General features: G+C 69.4%; 23 protein-coding genes. 14 read left to right on the forward strand and 9 right to left on the reverse strand.

The window, feature by feature from the left end:
• Nucleotides 1-5: 5 nt before the first annotated feature.
• The 4 genes from treS to RIE08_11980 all read right to left on the reverse strand — a co-directional run bounded on the left by treS (nucleotide 6) and on the right by RIE08_11980 (nucleotide 8,269).
• Nucleotides 6-3,287: a maltose alpha-D-glucosyltransferase gene (gene treS, locus RIE08_11965; GenBank protein MEQ8718315.1), complete on the reverse strand. Its 3,282-nt coding sequence runs from the start codon at nucleotides 3,285-3,287 to the stop codon at nucleotides 6-8.
• Complete coding sequence (locus tag RIE08_11970; protein ID MEQ8718316.1) at nucleotides 3,284-5,233, reverse strand: alpha-1,4-glucan--maltose-1-phosphate maltosyltransferase; 1,950 nt, start codon at nucleotides 5,231-5,233, stop codon at nucleotides 3,284-3,286. Before RIE08_11970 ends, treS begins: the two co-directional genes overlap by 4 nt.
• A gap of 149 nt (nucleotides 5,234-5,382) precedes the next feature.
• Nucleotides 5,383-7,482, reverse strand: a complete 2,100-nt coding sequence (glgX, locus tag RIE08_11975) for a glycogen debranching protein GlgX (GenBank protein MEQ8718317.1) — start codon at nucleotides 7,480-7,482, stop codon at nucleotides 5,383-5,385.
• Nucleotides 7,483-7,525: 43 nt separating this feature from the next.
• On the reverse strand, nucleotides 7,526-8,269 hold the full coding sequence (locus RIE08_11980; protein MEQ8718318.1) for a DUF2071 domain-containing protein: 744 nt from the start codon (nucleotides 8,267-8,269) through the stop codon (nucleotides 7,526-7,528).
• Nucleotides 8,270-8,346: 77 nt separating this feature from the next.
• On the opposite strand from RIE08_11980, the gene RIE08_11985 reads away from it, so the two are divergent.
• Nucleotides 8,347-9,099 carry an LLM class F420-dependent oxidoreductase gene (locus RIE08_11985; GenBank protein MEQ8718319.1) on the forward strand — a complete coding sequence of 251 codons (753 nt, stop codon included), beginning with the start codon at nucleotides 8,347-8,349 and terminating at the stop codon, nucleotides 9,097-9,099.
• A gap of 40 nt (nucleotides 9,100-9,139) precedes the next feature.
• Here RIE08_11985 and RIE08_11990 read toward each other — a convergent pair whose 3' ends face one another.
• The 3 genes from RIE08_11990 to RIE08_12000 form a co-directional block, all read right to left on the reverse strand.
• Nucleotides 9,140-9,370: a hypothetical protein gene (locus tag RIE08_11990; GenBank protein ID MEQ8718320.1), complete on the reverse strand. Its 231-nt coding sequence runs from the start codon at nucleotides 9,368-9,370 to the stop codon at nucleotides 9,140-9,142.
• The gene (locus RIE08_11995; protein MEQ8718321.1) at nucleotides 9,367-9,510 is read right to left on the reverse strand and encodes a hypothetical protein; all 144 of its coding nucleotides are present in this window, start codon (nucleotides 9,508-9,510) and stop codon (nucleotides 9,367-9,369) included. The genes RIE08_11990 and RIE08_11995 overlap by 4 nt, the downstream gene beginning before the upstream one ends.
• 192 nt (nucleotides 9,511-9,702) lie before the next feature.
• Nucleotides 9,703-10,275: a VOC family protein gene (locus RIE08_12000; GenBank protein MEQ8718322.1), complete on the reverse strand. Its 573-nt coding sequence runs from the start codon at nucleotides 10,273-10,275 to the stop codon at nucleotides 9,703-9,705.
• An 88-nt stretch (nucleotides 10,276-10,363) separates the two neighbouring features.
• Between RIE08_12000 and RIE08_12005 the strand changes: the two genes are divergently transcribed.
• Nucleotides 10,364-11,254 (forward strand): YceI family protein, encoded by an 891-nt coding sequence (locus RIE08_12005; protein MEQ8718323.1) that lies wholly within the window; start codon nucleotides 10,364-10,366, stop codon nucleotides 11,252-11,254.
• 3 nt (nucleotides 11,255-11,257) lie between these two features.
• Here the strand turns inward: RIE08_12005 and RIE08_12010 are convergent, their stop codons facing one another.
• The gene (locus tag RIE08_12010; protein ID MEQ8718324.1) at nucleotides 11,258-12,079 is read right to left on the reverse strand and encodes an META domain-containing protein; all 822 of its coding nucleotides are present in this window, start codon (nucleotides 12,077-12,079) and stop codon (nucleotides 11,258-11,260) included.
• A 36-nt stretch (nucleotides 12,080-12,115) separates the two neighbouring features.
• Nucleotides 12,116-13,309, reverse strand: coding sequence for an FAD/NAD(P)-binding oxidoreductase (locus RIE08_12015; protein ID MEQ8718325.1), 1,194 nt, complete (start codon nucleotides 13,307-13,309; stop codon nucleotides 12,116-12,118).
• A 618-nt stretch (nucleotides 13,310-13,927) separates the two neighbouring features.
• Between RIE08_12015 and RIE08_12020 the strand changes: the two genes are divergently transcribed.
• The 12 genes from RIE08_12020 to RIE08_12075 all read left to right on the forward strand — a co-directional run bounded on the left by RIE08_12020 (nucleotide 13,928) and on the right by RIE08_12075 (nucleotide 24,582).
• Nucleotides 13,928-15,940: a serine protease gene (locus RIE08_12020; GenBank protein MEQ8718326.1), complete on the forward strand. Its 2,013-nt coding sequence runs from the start codon at nucleotides 13,928-13,930 to the stop codon at nucleotides 15,938-15,940.
• 16 nt (nucleotides 15,941-15,956) lie between these two features.
• The gene (locus RIE08_12025; protein MEQ8718327.1) at nucleotides 15,957-16,259 is read left to right on the forward strand and encodes an urease subunit gamma; all 303 of its coding nucleotides are present in this window, start codon (nucleotides 15,957-15,959) and stop codon (nucleotides 16,257-16,259) included.
• Nucleotides 16,256-16,609, forward strand: coding sequence for an urease subunit beta (locus RIE08_12030; GenBank protein ID MEQ8718328.1), 354 nt, complete (start codon nucleotides 16,256-16,258; stop codon nucleotides 16,607-16,609). The genes RIE08_12025 and RIE08_12030 overlap by 4 nt, the downstream gene beginning before the upstream one ends.
• Nucleotides 16,609-18,318: an urease subunit alpha gene (locus tag RIE08_12035; GenBank protein ID MEQ8718329.1), complete on the forward strand. Its 1,710-nt coding sequence runs from the start codon at nucleotides 16,609-16,611 to the stop codon at nucleotides 18,316-18,318. The genes RIE08_12030 and RIE08_12035 overlap by 1 nt, the downstream gene beginning before the upstream one ends.
• 4 nt (nucleotides 18,319-18,322) lie before the next feature.
• Complete coding sequence (locus RIE08_12040) at nucleotides 18,323-19,003, forward strand: urease accessory UreF family protein (GenBank protein ID MEQ8718330.1); 681 nt, start codon at nucleotides 18,323-18,325, stop codon at nucleotides 19,001-19,003.
• Complete coding sequence (gene ureG, locus RIE08_12045; protein ID MEQ8718331.1) at nucleotides 18,993-19,670, forward strand: urease accessory protein UreG; 678 nt, start codon at nucleotides 18,993-18,995, stop codon at nucleotides 19,668-19,670. Before RIE08_12040 ends, ureG begins: the two co-directional genes overlap by 11 nt.
• Entirely contained in the window at nucleotides 19,619-20,344 is a 726-nt protein-coding gene (locus RIE08_12050) for an urease accessory protein UreD (GenBank protein MEQ8718332.1), read from the forward strand. Before ureG ends, RIE08_12050 begins: the two co-directional genes overlap by 52 nt.
• Nucleotides 20,345-20,429: 85 nt before the next feature.
• Nucleotides 20,430-20,816 (forward strand): hypothetical protein, encoded by a 387-nt coding sequence (locus RIE08_12055; GenBank protein ID MEQ8718333.1) that lies wholly within the window; start codon nucleotides 20,430-20,432, stop codon nucleotides 20,814-20,816.
• A gap of 6 nt (nucleotides 20,817-20,822) precedes the next feature.
• Entirely contained in the window at nucleotides 20,823-22,283 is a 1,461-nt protein-coding gene (locus tag RIE08_12060) for a HAMP domain-containing sensor histidine kinase (protein ID MEQ8718334.1), read from the forward strand.
• Entirely contained in the window at nucleotides 22,268-22,927 is a 660-nt protein-coding gene (locus tag RIE08_12065; GenBank protein ID MEQ8718335.1) for a response regulator transcription factor, read from the forward strand. The genes RIE08_12060 and RIE08_12065 overlap by 16 nt, the downstream gene beginning before the upstream one ends.
• An 84-nt stretch (nucleotides 22,928-23,011) precedes the next feature.
• Nucleotides 23,012-23,746, forward strand: coding sequence for a 7TM domain-containing protein (locus tag RIE08_12070; GenBank protein MEQ8718336.1), 735 nt, complete (start codon nucleotides 23,012-23,014; stop codon nucleotides 23,744-23,746).
• Entirely contained in the window at nucleotides 23,743-24,582 is an 840-nt protein-coding gene (locus tag RIE08_12075; protein MEQ8718337.1) for a sugar-transfer associated ATP-grasp domain-containing protein, read from the forward strand. Before RIE08_12070 ends, RIE08_12075 begins: the two co-directional genes overlap by 4 nt.
• The last annotated feature ends 34 nt before the right edge of the window (nucleotides 24,583-24,616 follow it).

Consider the following 24,616-nt stretch of genomic DNA (forward strand, 5'->3'; position numbering starts at 1 on the left):
GCGGCTCATCGCTCGGCCCGGTCGATGATCTCGACGAGAGCGGCGAGCGGCCACGAGACCCAGTCGGGACGGGCACCCAGCTCGTAGCGGACCTCGTAGAGCGCCTTCTCGAGAACGTAGGTGTCGACGAGCAGCGCGAAGTCGTCGGTATCGGTCGGGACGAGCCCCGCGTCCGCGATGGTGGAGGAGTAGCTCGACAGGAACCGTCGCTGCACCCACGCTGTCCACCAGTGGGCCCACCCCGTCATGCGGGGCACGTCGGAGTCGTGCAGAAGGCCGCGGTCCAAGGCTGTCGCGAGTGCGACCCGGGGCGCGTAGTCGAACGAGCGAAGCACACCGGCGACGTCGGCGACCGGTGACCGCTTGATCCGTCGTTCGCTCAGTGGCCGGTTCGGTTCGCCTTCGTAGTCGATGATGACGACGTCGCGGCCGGTCCACAGGATCTGCCCGAGGTGCAGGTCGCCGTGGACGCGGATTCGTGCGGCCTCGAGCTTGCGGGCCCGGAGCGCATCGGTGCGTTCCAGCAACAACTCGCCGTCGTCGATGACACGCGCCGCGAGGGATGCGGCCTCCTCGGTGAGATCCTTCGCCCGCTTCAGTTCCCGCTGCGTCGACCGCAGCTGTGCACGCAGGGTCTGGACGAGCGAGCGCTGGTAGAGCACCGCGAACGGTTTCGGCCCTCCGTCGAGTGGGGCGAGCGCCGCGTGCATCTCGGCGATTCGTGTACCGAGCAGGCCGGCGACGTCGAGGGCCGGGCCGACGGCGTCGGCGTGGTTTCCGCGTGGTTCCGCCCGGCCGCCGAGCCCGGCGAGCGCCTCGGGTCCCGCCGGTGCGGTGTCGTCGGTCTCCGCCAGGCGGTCATAGAGCCGTGAGAGCTCGTCCTGTGACCAGTTCCAGACGTCGCCCTCGTTGGCCTCGAAGCTGTGAAGCGCCATGAGGACCGCCGGCTCGGACTCGCCGGGTAGGTCCATCTCCACGGCTCCGGCGACACGGGGGGAGTGCGCGAAGCCGGCATCGGCCAGGGCCGTCGGCAGTTCGATGTCGGGATTCTCGCCGGGCTCGATCCGACGGATGAGCTTGGCGATCACCGACGAGTCGATGATGGCGGACGTGTTGGACTGCTCCACGCCGACAAGGCGGACGTCGTCGCCGAGGTTCCCCAGTAGCCGGGTGGGCCGCCCGCGGAGCTTGACCTTGCGTCCGGTGAGCTGGCGCCGTGAGCGTGCGGTGCGGACGACGGCGGCGACGGAGGTCTCGTCGACCATCGCGTCCACGAGTACGGCGTCGTCGTCGAGGCTCGCCACGACCGCGCCGGGGTGGAGGTTCGAGACCGACGTGGCCCGGTCGCCGGTGAGACGCGCGAGCGGAACCGCGTAGCGCTGCGGGTCGCCGTCGGTGTAGGCCACTCTGACCACGACCAGGGCGGCCTCGGCGACGTCGTCGGGGAACTGCACGACGTCGTCGACGTGGAGCTCCGAGATGGGCCGACCCTTGCCGGCGAACCAGCGCTGTCCGACGATCCAGCGGCGCAGGGCGCGCGCCAGGCGACCTCCCGAGGATCGCACGACGTCGGGCCACGTGCCCGGGATCAAGGGTGGTCCGCCGAGGTCGGCCTCGGCGGGGTCGGGTGGAACCAGGGAGAACCAGAAGAAGCCGTGGGGGGCGAGAGTCACCATCCATGGGAGCTCACCAACCGACGGGAACGGTGTCTGGCCGAACACCTCCGTGGGGACGTGGTTGATCCATTCGCGCAGATCCAACTCGACGTGCTGGGACAGCCGCGACAGGTTCGCGACCACCATGAACGGTTCGGATCCCTCCATCGTCCGCACGAAGGCGAGAACGCGGGGGTTCTCCGGGTCGAGGAAGGTGATGTCGCCGCGCCCGAGCACCGGATAGCGCTTGCGCAGCGCGATGAGCTGACGTGTCCAGCGCAGTAGCGACCCGGGGTTCTGGAGTTGGGCCTCGACGTTGACGTTCTCGTAGTGGTAGCCGGGTTCGGTGATGACCGGGAGGAACAGCTTGTGCGGGTTCGCCGTGGAGAAGCCCGCGTTGCGGTCGGGGGTCCACTGCATCGGCGTCCGCACACCGTCGCGGTCGCCGAGGTAGACGTTGTCACCCATTCCGATCTCGTCCCCGTAGTAGACGACCGGGGTTCCCGGCAGCGAGAACAGCAGTGCGTTCAGCAGTTCGATCTTCGAGCGGTCGTTGCCGAGCAGGGGCGCGAGTCGCCGCCGGATGCCGAGGTTGATACGCATCTCCGGGTCGTGCGCGTAGGCGCGCACCATGTAGTCACGTTCCTCGTCGGTCACCATCTCGAGGGTCAACTCGTCGTGGTTGCGCAGGAAGGTGGCCCACTGGCAGCCCGGCGGGGTGGCGGGGGTCTGTTCGAGGATGTCGACGATTGGCGTCCGGTTCTCCATCTGCACACCCATGTAGAGACGTGGCATGACCGGGAAGTGGAAGTTCATGTGGCACTCGTCGCCTTCGCCGAAGTAGGCGGCTGCGTCCTCGGGCCACTGGTTCGCCTCTGCGAGGAACATGCGGTTGGCGAACTTCGCGTCGACGTGGGCCCTCAGGTCCTTGAGGAAGGCGTGGGTCTGCGGGAGGTTCTCGCAGTTCGTCCCGTCCTCTTCGAAGAGGTAGGGGATGGCGTCTAGGCGTAGACCGTCGACACCCATGGCGAACCAGTAGTCGACCGCCTTGAAGACCTCGTCGCGCACGTCGGCGCTCTCGAAGTTGAGGTCGGGCTGGTGGTGGTAGAAGCGGTGCCAGTAGTAGGCCTCGGCGACCGGATCCCAGCTCCAGTTGGACGGCTCGAACTGTTCGAAGATGATGCGGGCGTCGGTGTAGAGGTCGGTCGTGTCGCTCCACACGTAGTAGTTCCGCTCCCGGCTGCCCGGCGGGGCGGTGCGGGCCCGTTGGAACCACGGGTGCTGGTCCGACGTGTGGTTGATCGGCATCTCACCGATGACGTGGATGCCGCGTTCGTGGGCGGCGGCGAGGAAGCGCCGGAACGACCGCATGTCCCCGTAGGAGGGGTTGATGCTGTTGTAGTCGGCGATGTCGTAGCCGTCGTCACGCAGCGGCGAGGGGTAGAACGGCATGACCCACAGCGCTGTGACGCCCAGGTCCTCGGCGAGGTAGTCGAGCTTTCCGGTCAGCCCGGTGAAGTCTCCGATGCCGTCGCCGTTGGAGTCGGCGAAGGCCCGCACATGGGTCTGGTAGATGACCGCGTCGCGGTACCACTCGGGTCGGGGGACCCATTCGGTTCCGTTGCCGCTCATGGTGCCTCCTCGGGGGCTGGGGGTCCTGAGACCTCGAACACGTGGGCGACGAGCGACCACGGGGCGAGCTCGACGTAGTTGACGGCGCCGTGCCAGGTGTACCTGCCGCCGCCGAGCAGATCCTTGAGCTGGTAGGTGGCGTCGTAGGCGAGGCCGAGCGCGGCCCAGTCGACGTCCACCGTCGTGGCCGCCTGCTGGTGGGGATCGAGGTTGACGACCACAAGGATCGGAGCCCCCTCGCCGGCCGGGTCGGTCTTGGACCAGCAGATGACCCTTTCGTCGGCCGACCCGTGGAACCTGATCGTGCGGTCGTGTTGGAGTGCGGGCTGGGATCGACGGATCTCGTTGAGACGCGCGAGCAGTGGGGCCAGGCTCTCGGCGCGCTCGAGATCCCAGCTGCGCAGCTGGTACTTCTCGGAGTTCAGGTACTCCTCGGATCCTGCGCGCACCGGTTCGTGTTCGCACAGCTCGAAGGCGGGGCCGTAGACGCCCCAGTTGGCGGTGAGGGTCGCGGCGAGTACGGCCCGCGACCGGAAGACCGCACGTCCGCCTGTCTGGAGTTGTTCGGTGAGGATGTCGGGGGTGTTCGGCCAGAAGTTGGGGCGGAAGTAGTCGACGGTCCGGGAGCTGAGGTCCCGCAGGTACTCCTCGAGTTCGGCGCGCCCGGTCCGCCAGGCGAAGTACGTGTAGGACTGGGTGAAGCCGAGCTTCGCGAGTCGTTCCATGACGCGGGGCCGGGTGAATGCTTCGGCGAGGAAGAGCACGTCGGGGTGGTCGGCGCGGACCTCGGCGATGGCCCATTCCCAGAACGCGAACGGTTTCGTGTGGGGGTTGTCGACGCGAAAGACCTTCACGCCGCGCTCCACCCAGAACAGCATCACATCGCGCAGCGCGCACCACAGCGACTGCCAGTCGTCGTTCTCGAAGTGGAGGGGGTAGATGTCCTCATAACGCTTCGGCGGGTTCTCCGCGAACTGCACGGTTCCGTCCGGGCGCTTCTCGAACCACTCCGGATGTTCGCTCACCCAGGGGTGATCCGGAGAGCACTGGAAGGCCATGTCGAGCGCCAGGTCCATATCGCGGTCATGACAGGCCTCAGCCAGGGCCACGACGTCGTCGACGGTCCCGAGGTCCGGGTGCACAGCCGTGTGTCCGCCGTCGCTCGAACCGATCGCCCAGGGAACGCCGACGTCGCCGGGTTCGGACGTCGTGGTGTTGTTGGGACCCTTGCGCTTGGTGATGCCGATCGGGTGGATCGGTGGGATGTACACGACGTCGAAGCCGAGCTCGGCGACGTGATCGAGGCGATCGATCGCATCCGCGAGGTTCCCGTGTGAGGCGGCGCCGTCGACGGTGGACCGTGGGAAGAACTCGTACCAGGCGCTGAACCGGGCGCGCTCGCGATCGACGGTCAGCGGGAGTGGCTTCGCAAGTCGGCTGGTCGGCTGGCGAGGTGCGCAGCGCCAGGCGAGAGCGGCGGCGTCGGCAGCGGCGCCATCGTCCTCGAGGAAGCGGGGTATCCGCCCCACGGCGAGGGTCTCGCGTACGGCGGCGAGCGTGGTGCGATCCTCGCCGCGGGCCCGTGCCGCCAGGGCGTCGACCAGGCCGAGCCCGATCTCGAGTTCCACAGCGACGTCCTGGCCGGCTGCGACCTTTTTGGTGGTGCCCTGGCGCCAGGTCTCGAAGTGGTCGACCCAACCGTGGATCGTGTATTCCCAGGGTCCGATCTCGTCGGGGACGAAGGACGCCGTCCAGCGGTCGTTGACGCCCGGCACGAGCGGGACCTCCGTCCAGGTACCGCCCACCGGGCGGTACCTCAGTGCGCCGGCGATGCGGACGTGGCCGTCGGCGAACAGATCGGCGGTCACCGTCACCACCTCGCCGGTGGTCGCCTTGGCGGAGAACCGGCCGTCGTCGACGACGGGTGACACGGGCTCGATCTGCACCCGACCGGGCCGCGCGCGTGGAAGCGACGTGACTTCGCTGCTCCCCGGAGGGCTCGTGCTCGATTGAGTGGCGGGATCGGTCGGGGTCATCGCGTGGTGCCTCCCGGCGATGTGGGCGTGCGGACCTCGACCTTCCAACCTAGGGCCGTTCAGGCCGGCTCCTCGACCCTCCGTAGGACGAGGACGCTGTGCGCGGCCAGCTCGAGGCGTTGCCCGGCCCGGAGGCGGCGGGGTCGGCTGCCGGGTGTGGCGGTGTCGATGTCAGCGATCCAGCGCCGCCCGATCCGGCGCCCCGGAACCTTCCAGCCGATGCTGTCGTGGCCGGCGTTGAAGAGCACGAGGAAGCTGTCGTCGACGACGCGGCGCCCGTACTCGTCGGGCACGGTGATCGCCTCGCCGTTCACGAAGACACCCACGGCCCGGGCGTATCCCGCGTCCCAGTCTTCGCCGGTCATCTCGGCGCCGTCGGGCCGGAACCAGGACATGTCCTCCACGCCGCGTATCGCCTTGCCCTGGAACCAACGTCGCCGCCGGAACACCGGGTGTGCGGCCCGGAACGCGATGACCCTGCGGGAGAAGTCGAGGAACTCCTCGTCGATCGTCTCCCAGTCGTACCAGGAGATCTCGTTGTCCTGGCAGTAGGCGTTGTTGTTCCCACCCTGGGAGCGACCGAACTCGTCCCCGCCGAGGATCATCGGGACACCCTGGGACAACAGCAGCGTCGTGAAGATGCTGCGGCGGCGGCGGCGGCGGTTCTCGAGGATCGCCGGGTCGTCCGTCGGTCCCTCGGCGCCGCCGTTCCACGAACGGTTGTGTGACTCGCCGTCGTTGCCGTCTTCGCCGTTCGCGGCGTTGTGCTTCTTGTCGTAGCTGACGAGGTCGGCCAGCGTGAACCCGTCGTGGGCGGTCACGAAGTTGATCGACGCGGTCGGTCGACGCGAATCGGACTGGTACAGGTCCGAGCTGCCGGTGAAGCGCGAACCGAACTCCGCCAGGGTCGCCTCCTCGCCCCGCCAGAAGTCCCGGATCGTGTCTCGGTACCGGCCGTTCCACTCCGACCAGAGAGGCGGGAAGTTGCCCACCTGGTAGCCGCCTTCGCCGATGTCCCAGGGTTCGGCTATGAGCTTCACCTGTGAGACCACCGGGTCCTGTTGGATCAGGTCGAAGAACGCGGAGAGGCGGTCGACCTCGTGCAACTCGCGGGCCAGCGTCGCCGCGAGATCGAACCGGAACCCGTCGACGTGCATCTCGAGCACCCAGTACCGCAGGGAGTCCATGATCATCTGCAACACGTGCGGGTGGCGCATGTTCATGCTGTTGCCGGTGCCCGTGTAGTCCATGTAGTAGCGGGGGTCACCGTCGACGAGCCGGTAGTAGGCGGGGTTGTCGATCCCCCGCAGGGACAGGGTGGGCCCGAGGTGGTTGCCCTCGGCGGTGTGGTTGTACACCACGTCGAGAATCACCTCGATCCCCGCCCGGTGCAGCTCGCGCACCATGGTCTTGAACTCCTGGACCTGGCCCCGGTGGTCGACGCTGGAGTACTCGTTGTGGGGGGCGAAGTAGCCGATCGAGTTGTAGCCCCAGTAGTTGCGCAGACCTCTCTGGGTCAGGTGGTGGTCCTGGACGAACAGGTGGGTGGGCATCAACTCGACGGCCGTTATCCCGAGGCTGACGAGATGGTCGATGACGGCCGGGTGTGCCACGCCGAGGTAGGTCCCCTGCAGCTCGGGGGGGACATCGGGATGGCGGCGGGTCAGACCCTTGACATGGGTCTCGTAGATGACCGTGTGGTGCACCGGATGTGCCGGTGGGCGGTCGTTTCCCCAGTCGAACCACGGGTCATGGACGAGCGCCTTGGGCACGTGGGGTGCGCTGTCGTCGGTGTTGGGTTTCGACTCGTCGCCGAACACGTACCCGAAGCATGCCGGGCTCCAGTCGATGAAGCCGTCGACCGCCTTGGCGTAGGGGTCCAGGAGGAGCTTGGCGGGGTTGCACCACAGGCCATTGTCGGGGTCCCAGGGTCCGTGCACCCGGTAGCCGTAGCGGGTGCCCGGTCGGACATCGGGGAGGTAGGCGTGCCAGCAGAACCCGTCGACCTCGCTGAGCTCGACCCGTTCCTCCTCGTCGCCCCTCTCCGAGACGAGGCACAGTTCCACGCCGTCCGCGACCGACGAGAACAGGGAGAAGTTCGTGCCCGCCCCGTCATAGGTCGCGCCGAGGGGATACGCGTCACCAACCCATTGCCGCATGGTCTCATCGTGCCACGGGCCGGCTGGTCCTCCTCGCCGACGGTCAGCCGATGCGACGGGGGAGTCCGACTCTCACGTCGACGCCGGGGGAGTAGAGCACGTGGGGAGGCGAGGCCGGTGCGGGCAGCCCCGCGGCTTCGACAAGCGTCTGGTCGAGGTGGAGAACCTCCGCCCGGTGGAGAGGCCAGCGGGGGTGGTCGACGGGTGCGTGGCGCAGCGTGCGGCGGGTTCCGGCGACGAGCCCCCAGCGGGCGGTGAGCCACCGGTCGAGGTCGGTCTCCCGGTCGGCGGCGATCGGGTCGGTGGGGAGGATCGTCATGTCCAGGCGTGCGGCCGACCGGTGAGGCCGGCGGCGCCGCGAGACGTATCGCCGGCGCTCTCCGTCTGTCTCGTAGCGGGCCGCCGCCCAGCAGTACGGCAGATCGTAGGCCAGACGTGCGATTCCGACCGGAACGGACCGGGGAATGTCGAGTGAGAAGAACCAGACCGCCCGACGTCCCGTGGCGTCGATCACGTAGGTCCGCACGTTGATCTCCGGGAAGGTCGACACCCATGGAATGGCCGGGGTTCCCGGTACGCGGATGGCGCGCATCATGAACGGGACGAGGCCGATCCACGCGCGGTCTTCGAACGTGTCGACGCGCACGCCGTCGGGGAGCAGTGCCTGGACGACGTCGGGCGGGTGATCCCAATGGAGATAGACGAGGTCGGTCCAGCTCTGGAGCATCACCGGACGGCGCACGGGGCGGGGGGTCGTCGCCGTGACGGGTTCGGGAGCGACGGTCACGGGCGTCTCCACGGCTGGTCGCACGGTTGTGCCCGGTGGGTAGCGTCGAAGAGATGTCCCGCGGTCAGGAGATTCACATGAAGGTCGGTATCCAACTCCAACCCCAGGCGACGACGATGGCCCGCATGCGGTCCGCGGCGAAGGCCGCCGACGAGATGGGCGTCGACTCGATCTGGACCTGGGACCACTTCTACCCGCTGTTCGGAGATCCCGACGCCTCGCATTTCGAGGGCTGGATGACCCTTGCGGCGTTCGGCGCCGACACGTCGCGAGCGAAGATAGGGATGCTCGTGACCGGCAACACCTATCGCAACCCCGAACTCCTCGCCGACATGGCCCGGACCCTCGACCACATCACGGGTGGACGGGCCTACCTCGGGGTCGGTGCAGGGTGGTTCGAGCGTGACTACACCGAGTACGGATACGAGTTCGGAACAGCCCGCAGTCGCCTCATGGAACTGGAGTCCGCGCTGGAGCGCATGACGGCGCGGATCTCGTCGCTCAACCCCCAGCCCGTCGGGGACCTGCCGATTCTCATCGGCGGTGGCGGGGAGAAGATCACCCTGCGGCTCGTCGCAACCTACGCGAACGCGTGGAACACGTTCGGTCCGCCGGAGAACTTCGCGGCGAAGTCCGCAGTCCTCGACCGCTGGTGCGCCGAGGTCGGCCGGGACTCGGCCGAGATCGAGCGGACGGTCGCCCTCTCCGCCGACGACGACCATCCCGTGGAGGCCTACCTCGAGGCCGGAGCAACCCACTTCATCGTGATGAAGTCCGACCCGTTCGACTTCACGAAGGTCGAGGAACTCCTGGCGTTCCGCGACGCCTGAGCGGGTACCGCCGCGGCGAGCCGCTGGGCGGTGCAGCATGTCACTCGCCGCTCACGAGCCGCAGCGACGGCTGGTCGTACCCGTCGACGGTCGGTCCCGGGGCGGTCACGGTCTCGTCGGTCTCGTGGGTGTCGTGGACCGCTTCGACCGTCTCGTCGGGTGACTCGGGTTCGTTGATGTGCTGGAACCGCATGTAGCCGATGACGAGGGTGGCCCAGGTCGTGAGGGCGAACAGGCCCACGCCGATTGCGAAGATCAGGGTCGTGCTCACAGGTCCTCCTCTCCGGTGAGGACGAGCGCTCCGAGGGAGTGGATCGCCGGGACCCACAGACCCACGAAGATCCCCTCCTGTTCGTTGCCCGCGAACCACAACGAGACGGAGAGTACGAGCGCGACGAAGCCGGCTGCCATGAAGGCGATTTTCGCCTTGTGGAAAGTGCTCAGCCGGGGAAGTCGCGATGCTTTCTGACGAGTCAGCATCGGTATGCCTTTCAGTGGCTGGCTTCACCGGCTTCTACGTCGGCGGCACCCCTGTCGGATGCGTGGGGCCTCTGAGGCGATCCGCCAATGCTCCACGGCGTCGGCGGTGTGGGCCGTTCGGCCTCAGTCGGTCACGATGTCGTCGACCAGGTGCGTGCGCGGCGTCGAGGTGAGCTCGCCGTCGGTGATCAGTTCCCGCACGGCGGCGACCGGCTCGGCGTCGTGGAACCGGCCGGGAGCCTCGTAGTCGTCGGGACCGATGTCGGTGGTCCAACACGAGGCTTCGAGAGCGATGCCGCTCGGGTCCGAGAAGTAGACGGACCGAATGAAGCCGTGGTCAACGACCTCGGTCACCTCGCAGTCGTGGTCTATCAGGCGGGTGCGCAGAGCTTCCAGTGCATCCTCGTCGGGGAGGTTCAGGGAGAGATGGTCGAACTGGGACGCCCGTGGGAACGGGATGCCCGCCGGCTTGGACCAGTGCTCGAGTTGGACGCCCGTGTACTCGAAGAAGGCGATGGTCTGGCCCTCGCCGACCTTGAAGAAGTAGTGCCGGAACGTGTCGGTCCCGATGGTGGCGACGAGCGGCGCGCCGAGCACCCCGTGCCAGAACCGGGTGGTGGCGTCCATGTCGTCGGTGACCAGTGCGAGGTGGTTAACGCCGCTCCAGGTCGGTCGGTCGCTCGGTGGGTTGCTCATCGTGGGCTCCTCGAGGTTTCGGGCGTGCAGAGCGTCTCACACCGTTGCGCGGAAGGTGGAGGCGCAGCACCGACTAACTTCGCTGCCCATGGACAACCCCCAGGCCCCCGTCCGTCGTCCGCTGTGGCGGCGCCGCTGGTTCCTCGTCACGACCGGCGTGTTCGTCCTCGTGGCCGTCGGGGCCGGGGTCGGCATCTGGTGGTACCTGCGCGACGACGCGCCGGACGAGGTTTCGCTCGACGCGGCCATCGAGGCGGCCGGTGGAGGCGCAGCGGACGGTGCTGCCGATGATGGCGCTGCGGATGGCGGCGCTGCAGATGACGGCCCTGAGGCTGACCCTCCGGAGGCGGACGCGACCGACGACGGGGGCGCCGGCACCGACCCGGGCGATGACGGTGGCGCTGACGGGGCCACGGACGGTGCCTCGGGAACGTGGTCGGTGGACCTGAGTCTGGGCGACTTCGCGTTCGAAGAGGCGACGGGCAGTTTCGCCGGGTTCCGTGTCGAGGAGGAGCTCGCGGGGATCGGGTCCACCACGGCGGTCGGTCGCACCCCCGAGGTCGAGGGGTCGATCGAGATCGACGGGACCACCCTGGTCTCGGCCGAGATCGTCGCGGACATGACCGCCATCGTGACCAACGACAGCCGTCGTGACGGTGTGGTCCAGCGGACCCTCGACACCAGCGAGTTCCCGACCGCGACCTTCGTCCTGTCGGAGCCTGTCGAACTCGGCGCTGGTGCTGCCACGGGTTCGCCCGTCGCCGTCGAGGCACCCGGAACTCTGACCATCCACGGCGTGAGCCGTGAGGTCGTGATTCCGATCGAGGCGCAGTTGGTGGACGGCGACCGGATCGCCATGGTCGGTTCGATCCCCATCGTCTTCGCGGACTACGACGTCGACACGCCGTCTGCTGCGATCGTCGTGTCCCTTCAGGACGACGGGATCATGGAGTTCCAGCTGTTGATGACGCGCAGCTGACGCTCAGCCGGCGACGGCCCGGAACGACAGCCCGATGTTTCCGGCTGAGGTGAGGGTCAGGCGTTGTCCGTCGATCTCCGCCGTGAACCCGTCGCCGACGACCTCGATCACGTGTCCGTCCTGGCGGGCGAGCTCATCAGGGCAGTCACCGTCGGCTGCCAGTTCCGGGGTCACGATCGTGTCGCCGGACTCGAGCCAGGTACCGGTGAGCGTGCGGCACCCGGTCGATCCGGACAGGGTGCCGTCGGAGCGGAGCTCGAGCGTGGCCGGTTCACCGGCCACCGTCGACGCGGTCTCGCCGTCGATGATCGTGTCGAGGCCCCAGACCGTGTCGACGAGGTCGGCGGTCGGGACCGGCGGTAGTTCGTCGAAGCGCAGTTCGACGCCGTCGCCCACGAGGACGATGGCATCGCCGTCGTGGGCGACCGTGGTGGCCCGCATGAGCCCGCCCAGGTAGGCCTGTTCGGATGCGGTGACAGCGGGTTCGCAACCCATCGCTGTCCAACCGACCTCGCCGAGAGAGAACGAACCGTCGTCGATCGTGACGGAGCCGCCGTAGGAGTTGCACGCGGCGACGCCGCCGACCTCGCCTCCGGCGATGGTCATGGTGATCCGGTGACCCTCCACGAGTGGGACGGGCTCACCGTCCACGACGCCGGATGTCAGGTGCCATGCTCCCTCGAAGGAGCCGGTGTCGGTGCCGCCGTCCACCTCCGGGGAACCGTCACCGCCGGTTGCGACGTCGTCGTCCCCGCAGGCGCCGGCCACCAGGGCCAGTACCGCCGTCACAGCGAGAAGGATCATGGGGACGCGTCGGGTGCTCATGTCCATGGGACGCTGCGGGCAGGTGTCGGGTTCCCCTCAGGCCCGACCTTTCAGCATCAGGTTCCAGTAGAGCCACGGCAGGCCGTAGCGCTTCAGGTACCACATGTCGCGTCGTGGCTTCGTGGTGTCGATCACCGGGAACGTGGGAGTGGGCTTCCCGTCGTAGTCGAACTCCGCGAGGAGGACCTTCCCCTTCGCCGTGATGAGGGGGCACGAGGAGTAACCGTGATAGGCGGCGGTCGGAGCACGCTCCTCCAGCCCGGCGAGGAGGTTCTCGACCACGACCGGCGCCTGCTTGCGGACCGCGGCGCCCGTCTTGGCGTTGGGGGTCGACGACACGTCGCCGAGCGACCACACGTCGTCGTGGCGGACATGGCGCAGGGTCTCGCGGTCCACGTCGACCCAGCCGGTGTCGTCCGCCAGCGGGCCCGCCGAGATGAACGAGGGCGCCGACTGGTGGGGGACGGCGTGGAGCATGTCGTAGTCCAGTTCGGTGGTGGACCCGTCGTCGAGGTTCGTGATGGTCGCGCGCCGTGCATCGCCGTCGACTGCGGTCATCTCGCTGCGGGTGTGGAGCGTGATGCCGTAGTCGGCCACGACCTCACGGAGATGGACGGCGAAGTCCTCGATGCCGAAGATCTCGGGTCCGGGGACGACGAGGTGGACGTCGATGGCGTCGAGGACACCCTCGCGACGCCAGTGATCGGCAGACATGTAGGCCGCCTTCTGGGGGGCGCCCCCGCACTTGATCGGACCGGTCGGCATCGTGAACACGGCTGTGCCGCGTCGGAGGTTGCGGACGTTGTCCCAGGTGACCGGGGCGAGGTCGTAGCGGTAGTTCGAGCTCGTGCCGTTGCGGCCGATGGTCTCGGCGAGGCCGGGGGTGCGGTCGAAGTCCAGCTTCAGCCCGGGGCAGACGACGAGGGCGTCGTAGCCGACCCGGTCGCCGACGGCTGTCGTGACGACCTTGTTCTCGGGATCGATGTCGGTGGCGGCGCTGCGGAGCCATGTCACACCCCGGGGGATGACGGCGCTCTCGTCACGGCGCGTCGAACGTAGTTTGGCGGCTCCGCCGCCGACGATGGTCCACAACGGTTGGTAGTAGTGGTCTCCCGACGGCTCCACGATGGCGACGTCGGCCTGGCCGGCGCGGCCGAGGCGGGCGGCGACCGTGATCCCGGCGGTACCGCCGCCGATGACGACGATGCGGTGATGGGTGGTCGTGTTCATGGTCAACTCCTGGTCGATCCTCCAGTCTCGCGGGTGTCCGTCCCGGGGCGCAGCGCCGAAGGTCACTTCGAATCGAGATCGTCGGGCCGGTCAACAGCTCGTACGGGCCGCCGATGGATACGGGGCCGCCATCTCCCGTGCTGACAGCGGTGCGTGGGATCGTGTGTGGTATCAAGCCCCCACAGGGCCGGACAGCAACGGAGTCGAGCGATGACGAACCCACCCTCGGGCCCGCCGCCCGACGATGGCTCTGAGGAGGATTCGTTCGCGCCACCGCCGGGCTGGGACCCCACCCCACCGCCCGATCTCCCGACCCCGCCATCTCCGGCGGCTGACTCAGAGCTACCTCCTCCGCCCCGGTCGGAGCCACCCCCGCAGTTTCCTCCTCCGCCACCCTCAGGCACGCCCCCCGGGGCAGCGCCGCCGCCCGCCGAGGCGCCGAGGTCGGCGGGTTCGCCAGCCGAACCGTGGCCCGCAGCACCACCTGCAGGCGGCCCACCGGGTGGCGCGCCGCCCTATGACCCGAACATCGCCCACCTGCCGCCCCAGGGTGACGACGGCGGAGGTGGAGGCGGCAACAGGCTCGCCGTGTACGCCGGGCTGGGAACGGTCGTCGCCGTGATCGTCGCGATCGTGCTTCTCGTCGTCCTGTCCGGTGACGACGGTGACGATTCCGCCACCGACGCCACGACGACGACGACCACCACCACCGAGGCGCCGGCGACGACGACCACGACCGAAGCCGAGATGGACCGGGCGACCGTCGCGGAGACACTGATCGGTCGGACGGCCTTCATTCTCCTCGAGGACGGCAACGGGTTCGGCTGTTCGTTCGGGTCCGGTTCGGTGGTGGACGAATCCGGCCTCATCCTCACCAACGCGCACGTCGCCTTCGACCTCGACGGGACCTGCCCCGGTGCACGGATCACCGTGGGCTTCGCTCCCGAACCGGACGTCCCGCCGGAGATCATCTACTACGCGGAACCGGTGGCAGCCGACGGCGGCCTGGACATCGCCGTGATCCAGATCACCGGTGGCATCGACGGTTCCCCGCTCGACGAGAGCTTCGACGTCGTCACTCTCGGTGACTCCGACGACCTGTCGATCGGTTCGCCCCTGTTCATCCTCGGGTACCCCGGTATCGGGGGGGAGACCATCACTGTCACCCAGGGCCTCGTGTCGGGATTCACGACCACGCCGGAGACCGAGCGTGCCTGGATCAAGACCGACGCGTCGATCAGTGGCGGCAACAGCGGCGGATTGGCCATCGACGCCGATGGCCACCTCGTCGGCATCCCGACCCAGGCGGGACAGGTCGACTGCCGCCGCATCGAGGACACGGACGGCAACGGCATCCTCGACGGCAACGACTCGTGCGTGCCGATCGGCGGCTTCCTGAACCAGTTGCGTCCCGTGAACCTCGCGAAGCCGCTCATCGCCGACGCGATCGCCGGTACCGGCACCATCGTCGACGTCCAGGGCTACGGCGACTTCTTCATCGGGGGCGTGATCTTCGAGGATCTCGTCTTCTCCCTGGACCTCGACGCCGACGGTTTCCCGCTCGACATCGTCAGGTCCCTGCCGACCGACGTCGACAGCCTGTGCCTGTCCTGGTTCTTCTCGGGGATGGCCGACGGCGTCCCGTGGGACCTCGAGGTGTTCGTCGACGGGGAGTTCGACCCGTTCCTCAGCTCGACCGCGCTCACCTGGGACGGTGGTGAGTCCGGCGCCTTCTCGACCTGCGTGGGCGGGATGACCGGCGTCCGCGGTGTCGTGGACTTCCGTCTCCTCGTCGAGGGCGAGTTCGTCGTGGGCGAGGCGATCGTCATCGGTGAGTCGTCGTTGGTGGAGTTGACCCTGCTCAACGACCTCGACGTGGCGGTCTGCTACGTCAACATCTCGCCGACGGCCTCGACGGTGTGGGGTGGCGACGAACTGGGTCCCGAAGAGGTGATCCCTCCGGGCGGCGTGCGGTCCTTCTCCGTCCCGTTCACCGACATCGACGTCCAGGCACTCGACTGCGGTTTCGGCCCGCTCGGGTTCGGCCAGTACTTCGGGGCTGACGGCGACAGGGTGACGATGTCGGTCCAGGAGGGGGGCATCTTCGTCGTCGAATCCCGTCCGGGTTCCGACCCGGCCGCCCTCCAGCTGACGCCGCAGGACCTCCCCGGCGACGCGACACTCCAACCGGAGTTCGGTGTAGAGGGGGTCGTCATGGACTTCGGGGCGGCGTTCCTGAGCTGCGGCCCGGACACGGCCGTGGACTACGAGGTCGAGATCGTGCAGTATCTCGTCCCCAGCCTGGGCGTCGTTATCGGCTCCCAGGTGGCGGTCGCACCGTCGAGCGACGCCGCCGTGGCCACGACGGAGTTGCTGGAGCGGATACCGCTCATCTGTCCCAGCTTCGAGGACCCCGCTCTCGGCGTAGTGGACGTTGTCGGGGTGGCGACGTTGCCCAGCGCCGAGCCCGGTGACGTCGGTCTCCGCTTCGACCACGCAAGCGGAACCATCGTGATCTGGGTCGCCCGTGAAGGTGCTGTGCTGCGCAGCATCCTCATCGCCACACCGGGTGACCCCTCTTCCGCCTTCGACATCGCTGACGCCGAGTTCGCCGAGTTCCACGGTTTCTGACCCCCCGGAGGATGCGGTGCACCTGACCCCCCACGAACAGGAACGACTCCTCGTCCACGTCGCGGCGGATGTCGCGCAGCGTCGCCGCGATCGCGGTCTCGTGCTCAACCACCCCGAGGCCGTGGCCATCCTCACGGCGTGGGTACTCGAGGGCGCGCGCGACGGTCGCCGGGTGGCAGACCTGATGGACGCCGGGACCCGCGTCCTGACCCGCGCCGACGTCATGGAGGGCGTCCCCGAGATGATCGACGAGATCCAGGTCGAGGCCACCTTCCCGGACGGCACGAAGCTCGTCACGCTGCACGAGCCGATCCGATGATCCCCGGCGAGATCACCGGTCCCGACGATCCCGTGGTCGTCAACGTCGGGCGTGACGCCGTGAGCGTGGACGTCGAGAACACCGGCGACCGACCCGTGCAGGTCGGGTCACACTTCCACTTCGCCGAGGCGAACCACGCGCTGAGCTTCGACCGGGCCGCCGCCCGGGGCTTTCGGCTCGACATCCCGGCGGGCACCGCGGTGCGCTTCGAGCCGGGCATCCCCCAGCGCGTGGATCTCGTCGCACTCGCCGGCCGGCGGGTCGTGCGGGGCCTGCGGGGCGAGGTGGGGGGCGCGCTCGACGTGGCCCCCGGGTCGGACGTACACGACACCGACGGAGGCGACCGCTGATGGCCGAGATCGCACGGGACCGATACCGGCGTCTGTACGGGCCCACCACCGGCGACCGGATCCGCCTCGCGGACACCGACCTGTGGATCGAGGTCACCGAGGACCGTTGCGTCGGCGGCGACGAGGCGGTCTTCGGCGGCGGCAAGGTCATCCGCGAGTCGATGGGCCAGTCGGCCGCCACCCGCACCGGCGGTACGCCGGACCTCGTGATCACCGGGGCGGTGATCCTCGACCACTGGGGGATCATCAAGGCCGACGTGGGGTTCCGTGACGGTCGCATCGTCGGCATCGGTCGGGCGGGGAACCCCGACATCAGCGACGACATCCACCCGGACCTCGTGATCGGCCCGTCGACGGAGATCCTCGCCGGCAACGGGAAGATCCTCACGGCGGGCGCCATCGACTGCCACGTCCACCTGATCTGTCCCCAGCTGCTGCCCGAGGCGCTGGGCTCGGGGATCACGACCATACTCGGCGGCGGTACCGGGCCCTCCGAGGGTTCCAAGGCCACGACGGTGACGCCGGGCGCGTGGAACATCGCCCGGATGCTCGAGGCGCTCGACGGCTGGCCGCTCAACGTCGGCCTTCTCGCCAAGGGGAACACGGTCTCCGAAGAGGCCCTGTGGGAGCAGTTGCGCGCCGGAGCGGCGGGCTTCAAGCTCCACGAGGACTGGGGTACCACCCCCGCGGTAATCGACGCGTGTCTGCGCGTGGCCGACGACAGCGGTGTGCAGGTGGCCATCCACACCGACACGCTCAACGAGGCCGGCTTCGTGGAGAGCACCCTGGCCGCCATCGCCGGCCGCTCCATCCACACGTTCCACACCGAGGGCGCCGGGGGCGGCCACGCGCCCGACATCATGACCGTCGCGTCGCACCCGAACGTGATGCCGTCGTCCACCAACCCGACCCGTCCCCACACCGTCAACACCGTGGACGAGCACCTCGACATGTTGATGGTGTGCCACCACCTGAACCCGTCGATTCCCGAAGACCTCGCGTTCGCGGAGAGCCGGATCCGCCCGTCGACGATCGCGGCGGAGGACATCCTCCATGACATGGGCGCCATCTCGATGATCGGTTCGGACTCCCAGGCGATGGGGCGCATCGGCGAGGTCGTCCTGCGCACCTGGCAGACCGCCCACGTCATGAAGAAGCGGCGCGGTCCGCTGCCCGGCGACGGTCCCGCCGACAACCTCCGGGCCCGTCGCTACGTGGCGAAGTACACGATCTGCCCGGCCATCACCCACGGCTTCGAGCGTGAGGTCGGGTCGGTGGAGGTCGGCAAACTGGGCGACGTCGTGCTGTGGGATCCGGCGTTCTTCGGGGTCCGTCCCCATGTGGTCGTCAAGGGCGGCTTCGTGGCCTGGGGGGCGATGGGCGATGCCAACGCCTCGATCCCGACTCCGCAGCCGGTTCTGCCCCGGCCGATGTTCGGCGCGGCGCCCGCAGTGGCGGCGAAGACGAGCGTCGCCTGGCTGGCGCCGATCGCACTCGAGTCCGGCGAACTCGCCGACCTGGATGTGCGCCGGCCGATCGTGCCGGTCTCCGACACGCGGTCGCGGGGCAAGGCGGACCAGCCGCTGAACGACGCGATGCCTGACATCGAGATAGACGCCGACACGTTCGCCGTGCGCATCGACGGGGAACTCGTCAGCGAGGACCCTGCCGTCGAGTTGCCGATGGCCCAGCGCTACTTCCTGTTCTGACGACGTGACGGCGATCCCCCCGGCTCTACTGCAACTCGCCGACGGGCGGTTCCCGTCGGGGGGTCATGCCCACTCGTTCGGTGTCGAGGCGGCCGCCGCGCTGCTCGGGGTCGCCGACGCGTCCAGCCTCGAGTCCTTCGTCGCCGGCTCGCTGACGACGAGCGGTCTGGTGGACGCCTCGTTCGCCGCGGCGGTCGCCGGGGGTGCCGATCCCGACGCAGCGGATGCCGAGCGCGACGTCCGCTTCGTCGTCGCCCACGTCCGGAACGCATCGCGTGCGCTCGGGCGCCAACTCGTACGGGCGGCGCACGGGACCTGGCCCGACCTCGCCACGGGTCCCGTCGGTGCCGCGCTGGCCGGCCCACCGGAGGGTGGGTGGCACCAGAGCATCGCCTTCGGTCTGGTCGGCCGCGGTCTCGGCGTCGGCGCCGCGCCGCTGGCGCAGGTGTCGTTGCATCAGAGCGCCGCCACGATGCTGGGCGCCTATGTGCGGCTCCGGGGGCTCGACCCGGCGGCGGCCCAGGCGGTGCTGGCCAGACTCGGCCCGTTGATCGAATCCGTGTCGGCCGAGGCGGCGTCTGCCGGAGAGGGTCCCCTCGCCGAACTGCCCGTATGGTCGGGGCCCGCCGCGGACATCGCGGCCGAGGACCATTCCGGCTGGGAGGTGCGTCTCTTTGGGACATGACCACGACCACTCGATCGACCCCCACCACCCGACGGGCGAGCGCGGTGGTCGTCCGTTGCGGATCGGAATCGGCGGCCCCGTCGGGAGCGGCAAGACGACCCTCGTGGGCGAGTTGTGCCGCGCCCTGCGTGAGGACCTCGACATCGTCGTCGTGACGAATGACATCTTCACCTCCGAGGACGCGGAGGCGCTGCGACGGGCCGGCGCGCTGCCCCCCGAACGCATCGTCGCGGTCGAGACGGGGTGCTGTCCGCACACGGCTATCCGCGACGACATCTCCGCCAACCTCGACGCGGTCGAGGACCTGGAGGCCCGCTTCACGCCGGACGTGACGTTCGTCGAGTCCGGCGGCGACAACCTGACGGCGATCTTCTCGCAGGGTCTGGTGGATCACCAGATCTTCGTGATCGACACGGCGGGCGGCGACGACGTGCCCCGCAAGGGCGGTCCGGGCATCGCAACCGCGGACCTGCTCGTCATCAACAAGACCGACCTGGCCGAGATGGTCGGGTCCGACGTGGACCGGATGGTCGCCGACGCGTCCGCGCGGCGCGACGGCCGCCCCGTCCTCACGACCGCTCTGCGCGGGTCGGACGGCGCGACCGAGGTGGCCTCGTGGGTGCTGCACCGCCTCGACCACTGGCGCACCCCGGCGGTGGCCGGCTGAAGGCCGCCGCCTGCATCGTCGCCGAGAGTGTCGACGGCCGCACCGTGTACCGGGTGCTGCGGGCCGAGGCACCGATGGCCCTACGACGCGTCGACGACGCGGTGTTCCTGGTCTCGTCGGCCGCCCATCCGGTGGGTGGTGACGAACTGGTCGTGAGGATCGACGCCGGACCAGGCGCGCACGTCGTGGTGCGCTCGGTGGCGGCGATGCTCGTCTGGCCCGGCCCGGCGGGGGAGTCCTCCACTCTGCGCTACGAGGTCTCTGTCGCGGCCGGCGGCAGCATCGACGTCGCGCCCGAACCGACTGTCGCCGTGTCCGGGTGCCGTCATCGCAACGAGGTCACGGTGGACCTCACCGGCGACGCTCGGTTGCGCTGGCGCGACGAGGTCGTCCTCGGCCGGGCCGGCGAGGCGCCCGGAAACCTCGCGTCGACCATCCGCGTCACCCGTGACGGCCGGCTGGTTCTCGCCACCGGCACGCGGGTGGGCGGTGACGTGGTCGCCTGGTCAGGCCCGGCGGTGACAGCGGGTCGTCGCCGGCTGGTCACCGAGGTCCGTGTCGGCGACGACGCGTGGGTGGGAGGGGACGTTCCTCCCATAGTGGTGGAAGGGAACGGCCTCGTCGCCCGCCACGAACCCGCACCGCGCGTGGTGGTCGTGACCGGGTTGGCCTGACCCGGCCGGGGCGTGTCCCGGGGACATGAGAGGTTTCTCAGGTGGTTCTCAGCGGCACCTCAGGGGGCGGGAGCATCCTGGGGCCATGACTCGACGCAACCTTCTCGTTTCCCTCGTCGCGATCGGCGGGCTCGGGGCCCTCTCGGTCTTCGGTCTCGTCGCTGGAGCCTCCCCGTCGCCCGAGGTCACCCCGGTGGTCCTCGACGTGGACGACGACGTGCCGGCCGGCGACGACGTGCCGTCGCCGGAGCCGGGAGCGGCGCTGGTCGACCGACCGGCCGTGGCTGCCGGCGGCGATGACGACGGCGACGATGATGATGGTCCCGGCGATGATGACGGTGGCGGGTTCGTGGGTGGCGACGACGGCGACGATGATGATGACGGTTTCGGGTTCGTGGGCCGCGACGACGATGATGGTCCCGCCGACGATGATGATGACGACGTGGGCGACGACGATGACGACGACGACTGAGAGCTGTTGAACGAGCTCGGCGAGCGGGTCGCGGGTGTCCGCCGCTTCCTCGCCGGGTGGCGTACACGCATCGTCGTGTCGTTCACGGTGGCGGTCGTCGTGCTCGGCGTCGTGCTCTTTGCAGCGATGCTGTTCCGGTTGAACCGCCAGCTCGACGACCGGGTCGACGACCGGCTCGCCCAGGAGGTGGAGGAGCTGCGCGAGCTCGCCTCGACGAGTGGCTCCGACGGCGGACCGGCGATCTCGGACGTGGCTGACCTGTTCGAGACCTATCTGCGTAGCAACGTCCCCGACGAAGACGAGTACCAGTTCACGATTCTCGACGGCGAGCCCTTCCTCCGGGCCGGGAGCTCACCCGCCTACAGACTCGATGCCGATCCCGCGGTCTGGTCGCGGTGGGTCGGCCTCGAGAGTCCGGACCGTGGAGACGTCGACACGCCCGGCGGTCACGTCGAGTTCCTGGCGGTGCCCGTCGACGTCGACGGACGCACCGGTGTGTTCGTCACGGCGATCTTCGACGACGTCGAGCGGGACCTGCTCAGCGATGCCGTGACCCGCACGGCCTCGACGGTCGGTCTCGCCGGAATCGCCGCGACGATCGTGCTCGCGCTGTGGCTCTCCGCCAGGCTCACCAGGCCGGTCGCCCAGATGGCGACCACCGCCCGCGAGGTCGGCGAACGACGACTCGGCGACCGTATCGACGTCCGGGGCCGCGACGAGCTCGCCGATCTCGCCCGCACGTTCAACGCGATGCTGGACCGTCTCGAAGACGCCTTCGGATCCCAGCGCCGCCTGCTCGCGGACGTCGGCCACGAGCTCAGAACCCCCATCACCGTCGTGCGGGGTCACATCGAGCTGCTCGACGTCGGAGATCCCGCGGACCGTCGAGCGACCGTCGAGCTCGTCACCGGTGAGCTGGACCGGATGGAGCGGCTCGTCGCCGACCTGTTGACGATCGCGCAGGCGGAGCGGCCCGACTTCCTCGACCCCGCCGAGGTGGACATCGAGGAGATCCCGGCGGCGGTCGTCGCACGGATGCGACCCGTCGCCCCCGCGCGTCGATGGCACATCGCACAGCCGCAGCCGGTGCGGGCGATCGCCGACGAAGGTCGCCTCGTGCAGGCGCTCGTCGCTCTCGCCGACAACGCCATCGTCCACACGCCACCGGAGGGTGACGTGGAGGTGGGCGCGGGCATCGAGGAAGGGGACGTCGTCCTCTGGGTCGCCGATCGCGGCCCCGGGATCCCCGAGGATCGCCGCGACGAGCTCGTGGAACGCTTCGCGCGGGGCGGGTCGTCGTCAGGGAGGCGGGGGACCGGCCTGGGACTCGCGATCGCCTCGTCCGTCGCGACAGCCCACGGAGGACGTCTGGTGATCGGCGACAACCCGGGAGGAGGGGCCCGCATCGAGCTCCGGCTCCCTCCGGGCGGACCGGGACGGGAGGAGACGAGTTGGACCGGGTACTGATCGTGGAGGACGAGGCCGGAATAGCGTCGTTCGTGGAGAAGGGTCTGCGGGCCGCCGGCTACGTCACGATGGTGGTCGGCGACGGTCGCAGCGGTTCGGAGATGGCACGGTCGGGGGCGTTCGAGCTCGTGATCCTCGATCTGGGCCTTCCCGACCGCGACGGTCTCGAGGTTCTCTCCGAGATCCGCCGGTCCGGCTCTGAGGTCCCCGTGATCGTGCTCACGGCCCGCGATGACACGTCGACGGTCGTGGATGCTCTGGATCGTGGAGCGAGCGACCACATCACCAAGCCCTTCTCGTTCGAGGAGCTGTTGGCGCGTGTGCGCGCTCGGCTCCGGGCGGGGGGGCGGGCGGAGTCGCCGGTGCTCGTCGTCGGGGAGATGTCGCTCGATCTGCGCTCCCGGACCGTCACCGTCGGCGCCAGTCCGGTGGATCTCACCGCGAGGGAGTTCGCGCTGGCGGAGACCTTCTTCCGCCATCCCGGGCAGGTCATGTCGCGCCAGCAGCTCGCGGACCGGGTGTGGGGCTACGACTTCGACACCGACTCCAACGTGGTGGAGGTCTACGTCGGCTACCTGCGGCGCAAGCTCGGGCGCCAGGCCATCGAGACGGTCCGCAACATGGGCTACCGCCTACGGGCCTGAGAGAGATCTCAGTCCTGTCCCAGGCGGGTCACATCTCCGGGGTCTCTCATGGAAGTCGTCCCCACGACGACCTGGAGGTTCCGAATGCAGACCGATCCCACGACCCTGGACCGGACGACCGACGACGCGAGGCCGACGCGTCCGGTCCGTTCCTGGGCGGTCGGCGCGCTGGTCGCCGCCGGCGTGTGGCTCACCCGACCCATCGGCGGACTCACCGGCCATCTCGAGGCGGTGGACGAAGTCGAGGCGGCGGCCACCCTCGTCCGGGTTCCCGTCGCTGTCGCCGGCCTGCTGGTGTTGCGCCTCCTCCTCGGCGTGCCGATGCTCGGGGTCTTCGCCCCTCTGCTGCTGGCACTGGTCGTGGTCGAGGTGGGGATCGTGACGGGCGTCACGGTGGTGGTCGTGGGCACCATCGTGGGGGTGGCGACGAATCGTCTGCTCGCGCGGCGCCGCCTCGTCGCGTCGGCCCGGCTCGGTTTGGTCGTCGCCGCCGTCGCGTGTGCGTTCGTGGCAGCGGCTGCCGCCGCGGCGTCGGTGGGTGTGGAACTGGGGGTGGGTGTCTTCCCCTTCGTCGTGCTCGCAGGGTTCGCCGAGCGGCTCGCGGCCGTGGCCGAGGAGACCGGCTCCGACGAGGTCGCGCGGCTGGCCCTGGGCACGGTCGCCGGAGCGATCCTGCTCGCCGCGCTGGTCGGCTCGGTCTCGGGGGTACTCGACCGGGCTCCGGACCTCACCCTTCTCGCCGTCCCGGTGTGTGTCGCCCTCGGTGGCTACACGGGCCTGCGGGCGGTCGAGCTCGTGCGATTCCGGGAGATCCGATGAGTCGCCTGCACCGGCGGGGCGTGGGAACGGTCCTCGGCCTGAATCGTCGGAATCTGGACCTGGTCCGTGTCCTGAACCCGCCCGCGGCGATTCGGAGGGCGGACGACAAGCTCGTGACGAAGGCGGCGATGGCGGCCGCCGGGGTTCGCGTCGCGGCGACCCTCGCCGCGATCCGGGATCGCCGGGACGTCCGCAGCCTCGACTGGTCGGCGTTGCCGGAGGGGTTCGTTCTGAAGCCCGTCAGGGGCGCGCGTGGAGCCGGGATCCTCGTGGTGAAACCCGGAGACGATGGAGGGCGCCGCGGTGGGCGCGTCGTCGACGATGGTGCGCTGCGGCGCCACGCGCTGGGCCTGCTCGACCGGGACGGCCGTGGCGGTGCCTTCGTCGAGATGCTGTTGTCGTCGTCGCAGGTGATCCCGGGAGCCGGGGGACACGGCCTGGCCGACGTGCGCGTGCTCGTCGTGGAAGGAAGGGCCCGCCAGGCGATGCTGCGCCTGCCGACTGCCCAGTCGGGTGGTCGCGCGAATCTGCATCAGGGGGCGGTGGGCGTAGGTGTCGACGTGTCGTCGGGACGCACGGCCGGAGCGGTCCACGGCGGGCGGGTCGTGACGGCCCACCCCGACTCCGGCGTCGAGCTCGGGGGGCGCGTGATCGGCGATTGGCAGCTGGTGGTGGAGGTGGCGGTTCGGGCGGCGATCGCGTCGGAGTTGGGCTACGCCGGTATAGACGTCGCGATCGACGATCGGCTCGGACCGGTGGTGCTCGAGGTCAATGCCCGTCCGGGGCTCGCGATCCAGCTGGCGAACCGGCGGGGTCTGCTCGACGGGGGGACCTGATCCGCTCAGCCGGCTCGCGGTTCTGCGGCGGTGT

It is taken from the genome of Acidimicrobiales bacterium, from assembly GCA_040219085.1.
GTDB lineage: Bacteria > Actinomycetota > Acidimicrobiia > Acidimicrobiales > JAVJTC01 > JAVJTC01.

What these genes read in the sequence shown, in the direction of transcription:
- treS (MEQ8718315.1), bottom strand. Translation starts at nt 3,287, where the DNA reads ATGAGCGGCAACGGAACCGAATGGGTCCCCCGACCCGAGTGGTACCGC.
- glgX (MEQ8718317.1), bottom strand. Translation starts at nt 7,482, where the DNA reads ATGCGGCAATGGGTTGGTGACGCGTATCCCCTCGGCGCGACCTATGAC.
- RIE08_11985 (MEQ8718319.1), top strand. Translation starts at nt 8,347, where the DNA reads ATGAAGGTCGGTATCCAACTCCAACCCCAGGCGACGACGATGGCCCGC.
- RIE08_11995 (MEQ8718321.1), bottom strand. Translation starts at nt 9,510, where the DNA reads ATGGCAGCCGGCTTCGTCGCGCTCGTACTCTCCGTCTCGTTGTGGTTC.
- RIE08_12000 (MEQ8718322.1), bottom strand. Translation starts at nt 10,275, where the DNA reads ATGAGCAACCCACCGAGCGACCGACCGACCTGGAGCGGCGTTAACCAC.
- RIE08_12005 (MEQ8718323.1), top strand. Translation starts at nt 10,364, where the DNA reads ATGGACAACCCCCAGGCCCCCGTCCGTCGTCCGCTGTGGCGGCGCCGC.
- RIE08_12010 (MEQ8718324.1), bottom strand. Translation starts at nt 12,079, where the DNA reads ATGAGCACCCGACGCGTCCCCATGATCCTTCTCGCTGTGACGGCGGTA.
- RIE08_12015 (MEQ8718325.1), bottom strand. Translation starts at nt 13,309, where the DNA reads ATGAACACGACCACCCATCACCGCATCGTCGTCATCGGCGGCGGTACC.
- RIE08_12030 (MEQ8718328.1), top strand. Translation starts at nt 16,256, where the DNA reads ATGATCCCCGGCGAGATCACCGGTCCCGACGATCCCGTGGTCGTCAAC.
- RIE08_12035 (MEQ8718329.1), top strand. Translation starts at nt 16,609, where the DNA reads ATGGCCGAGATCGCACGGGACCGATACCGGCGTCTGTACGGGCCCACC.
- RIE08_12055 (MEQ8718333.1), top strand. Translation starts at nt 20,430, where the DNA reads ATGACTCGACGCAACCTTCTCGTTTCCCTCGTCGCGATCGGCGGGCTC.
- RIE08_12070 (MEQ8718336.1), top strand. Translation starts at nt 23,012, where the DNA reads ATGCAGACCGATCCCACGACCCTGGACCGGACGACCGACGACGCGAGG.
- RIE08_12075 (MEQ8718337.1), top strand. Translation starts at nt 23,743, where the DNA reads ATGAGTCGCCTGCACCGGCGGGGCGTGGGAACGGTCCTCGGCCTGAAT.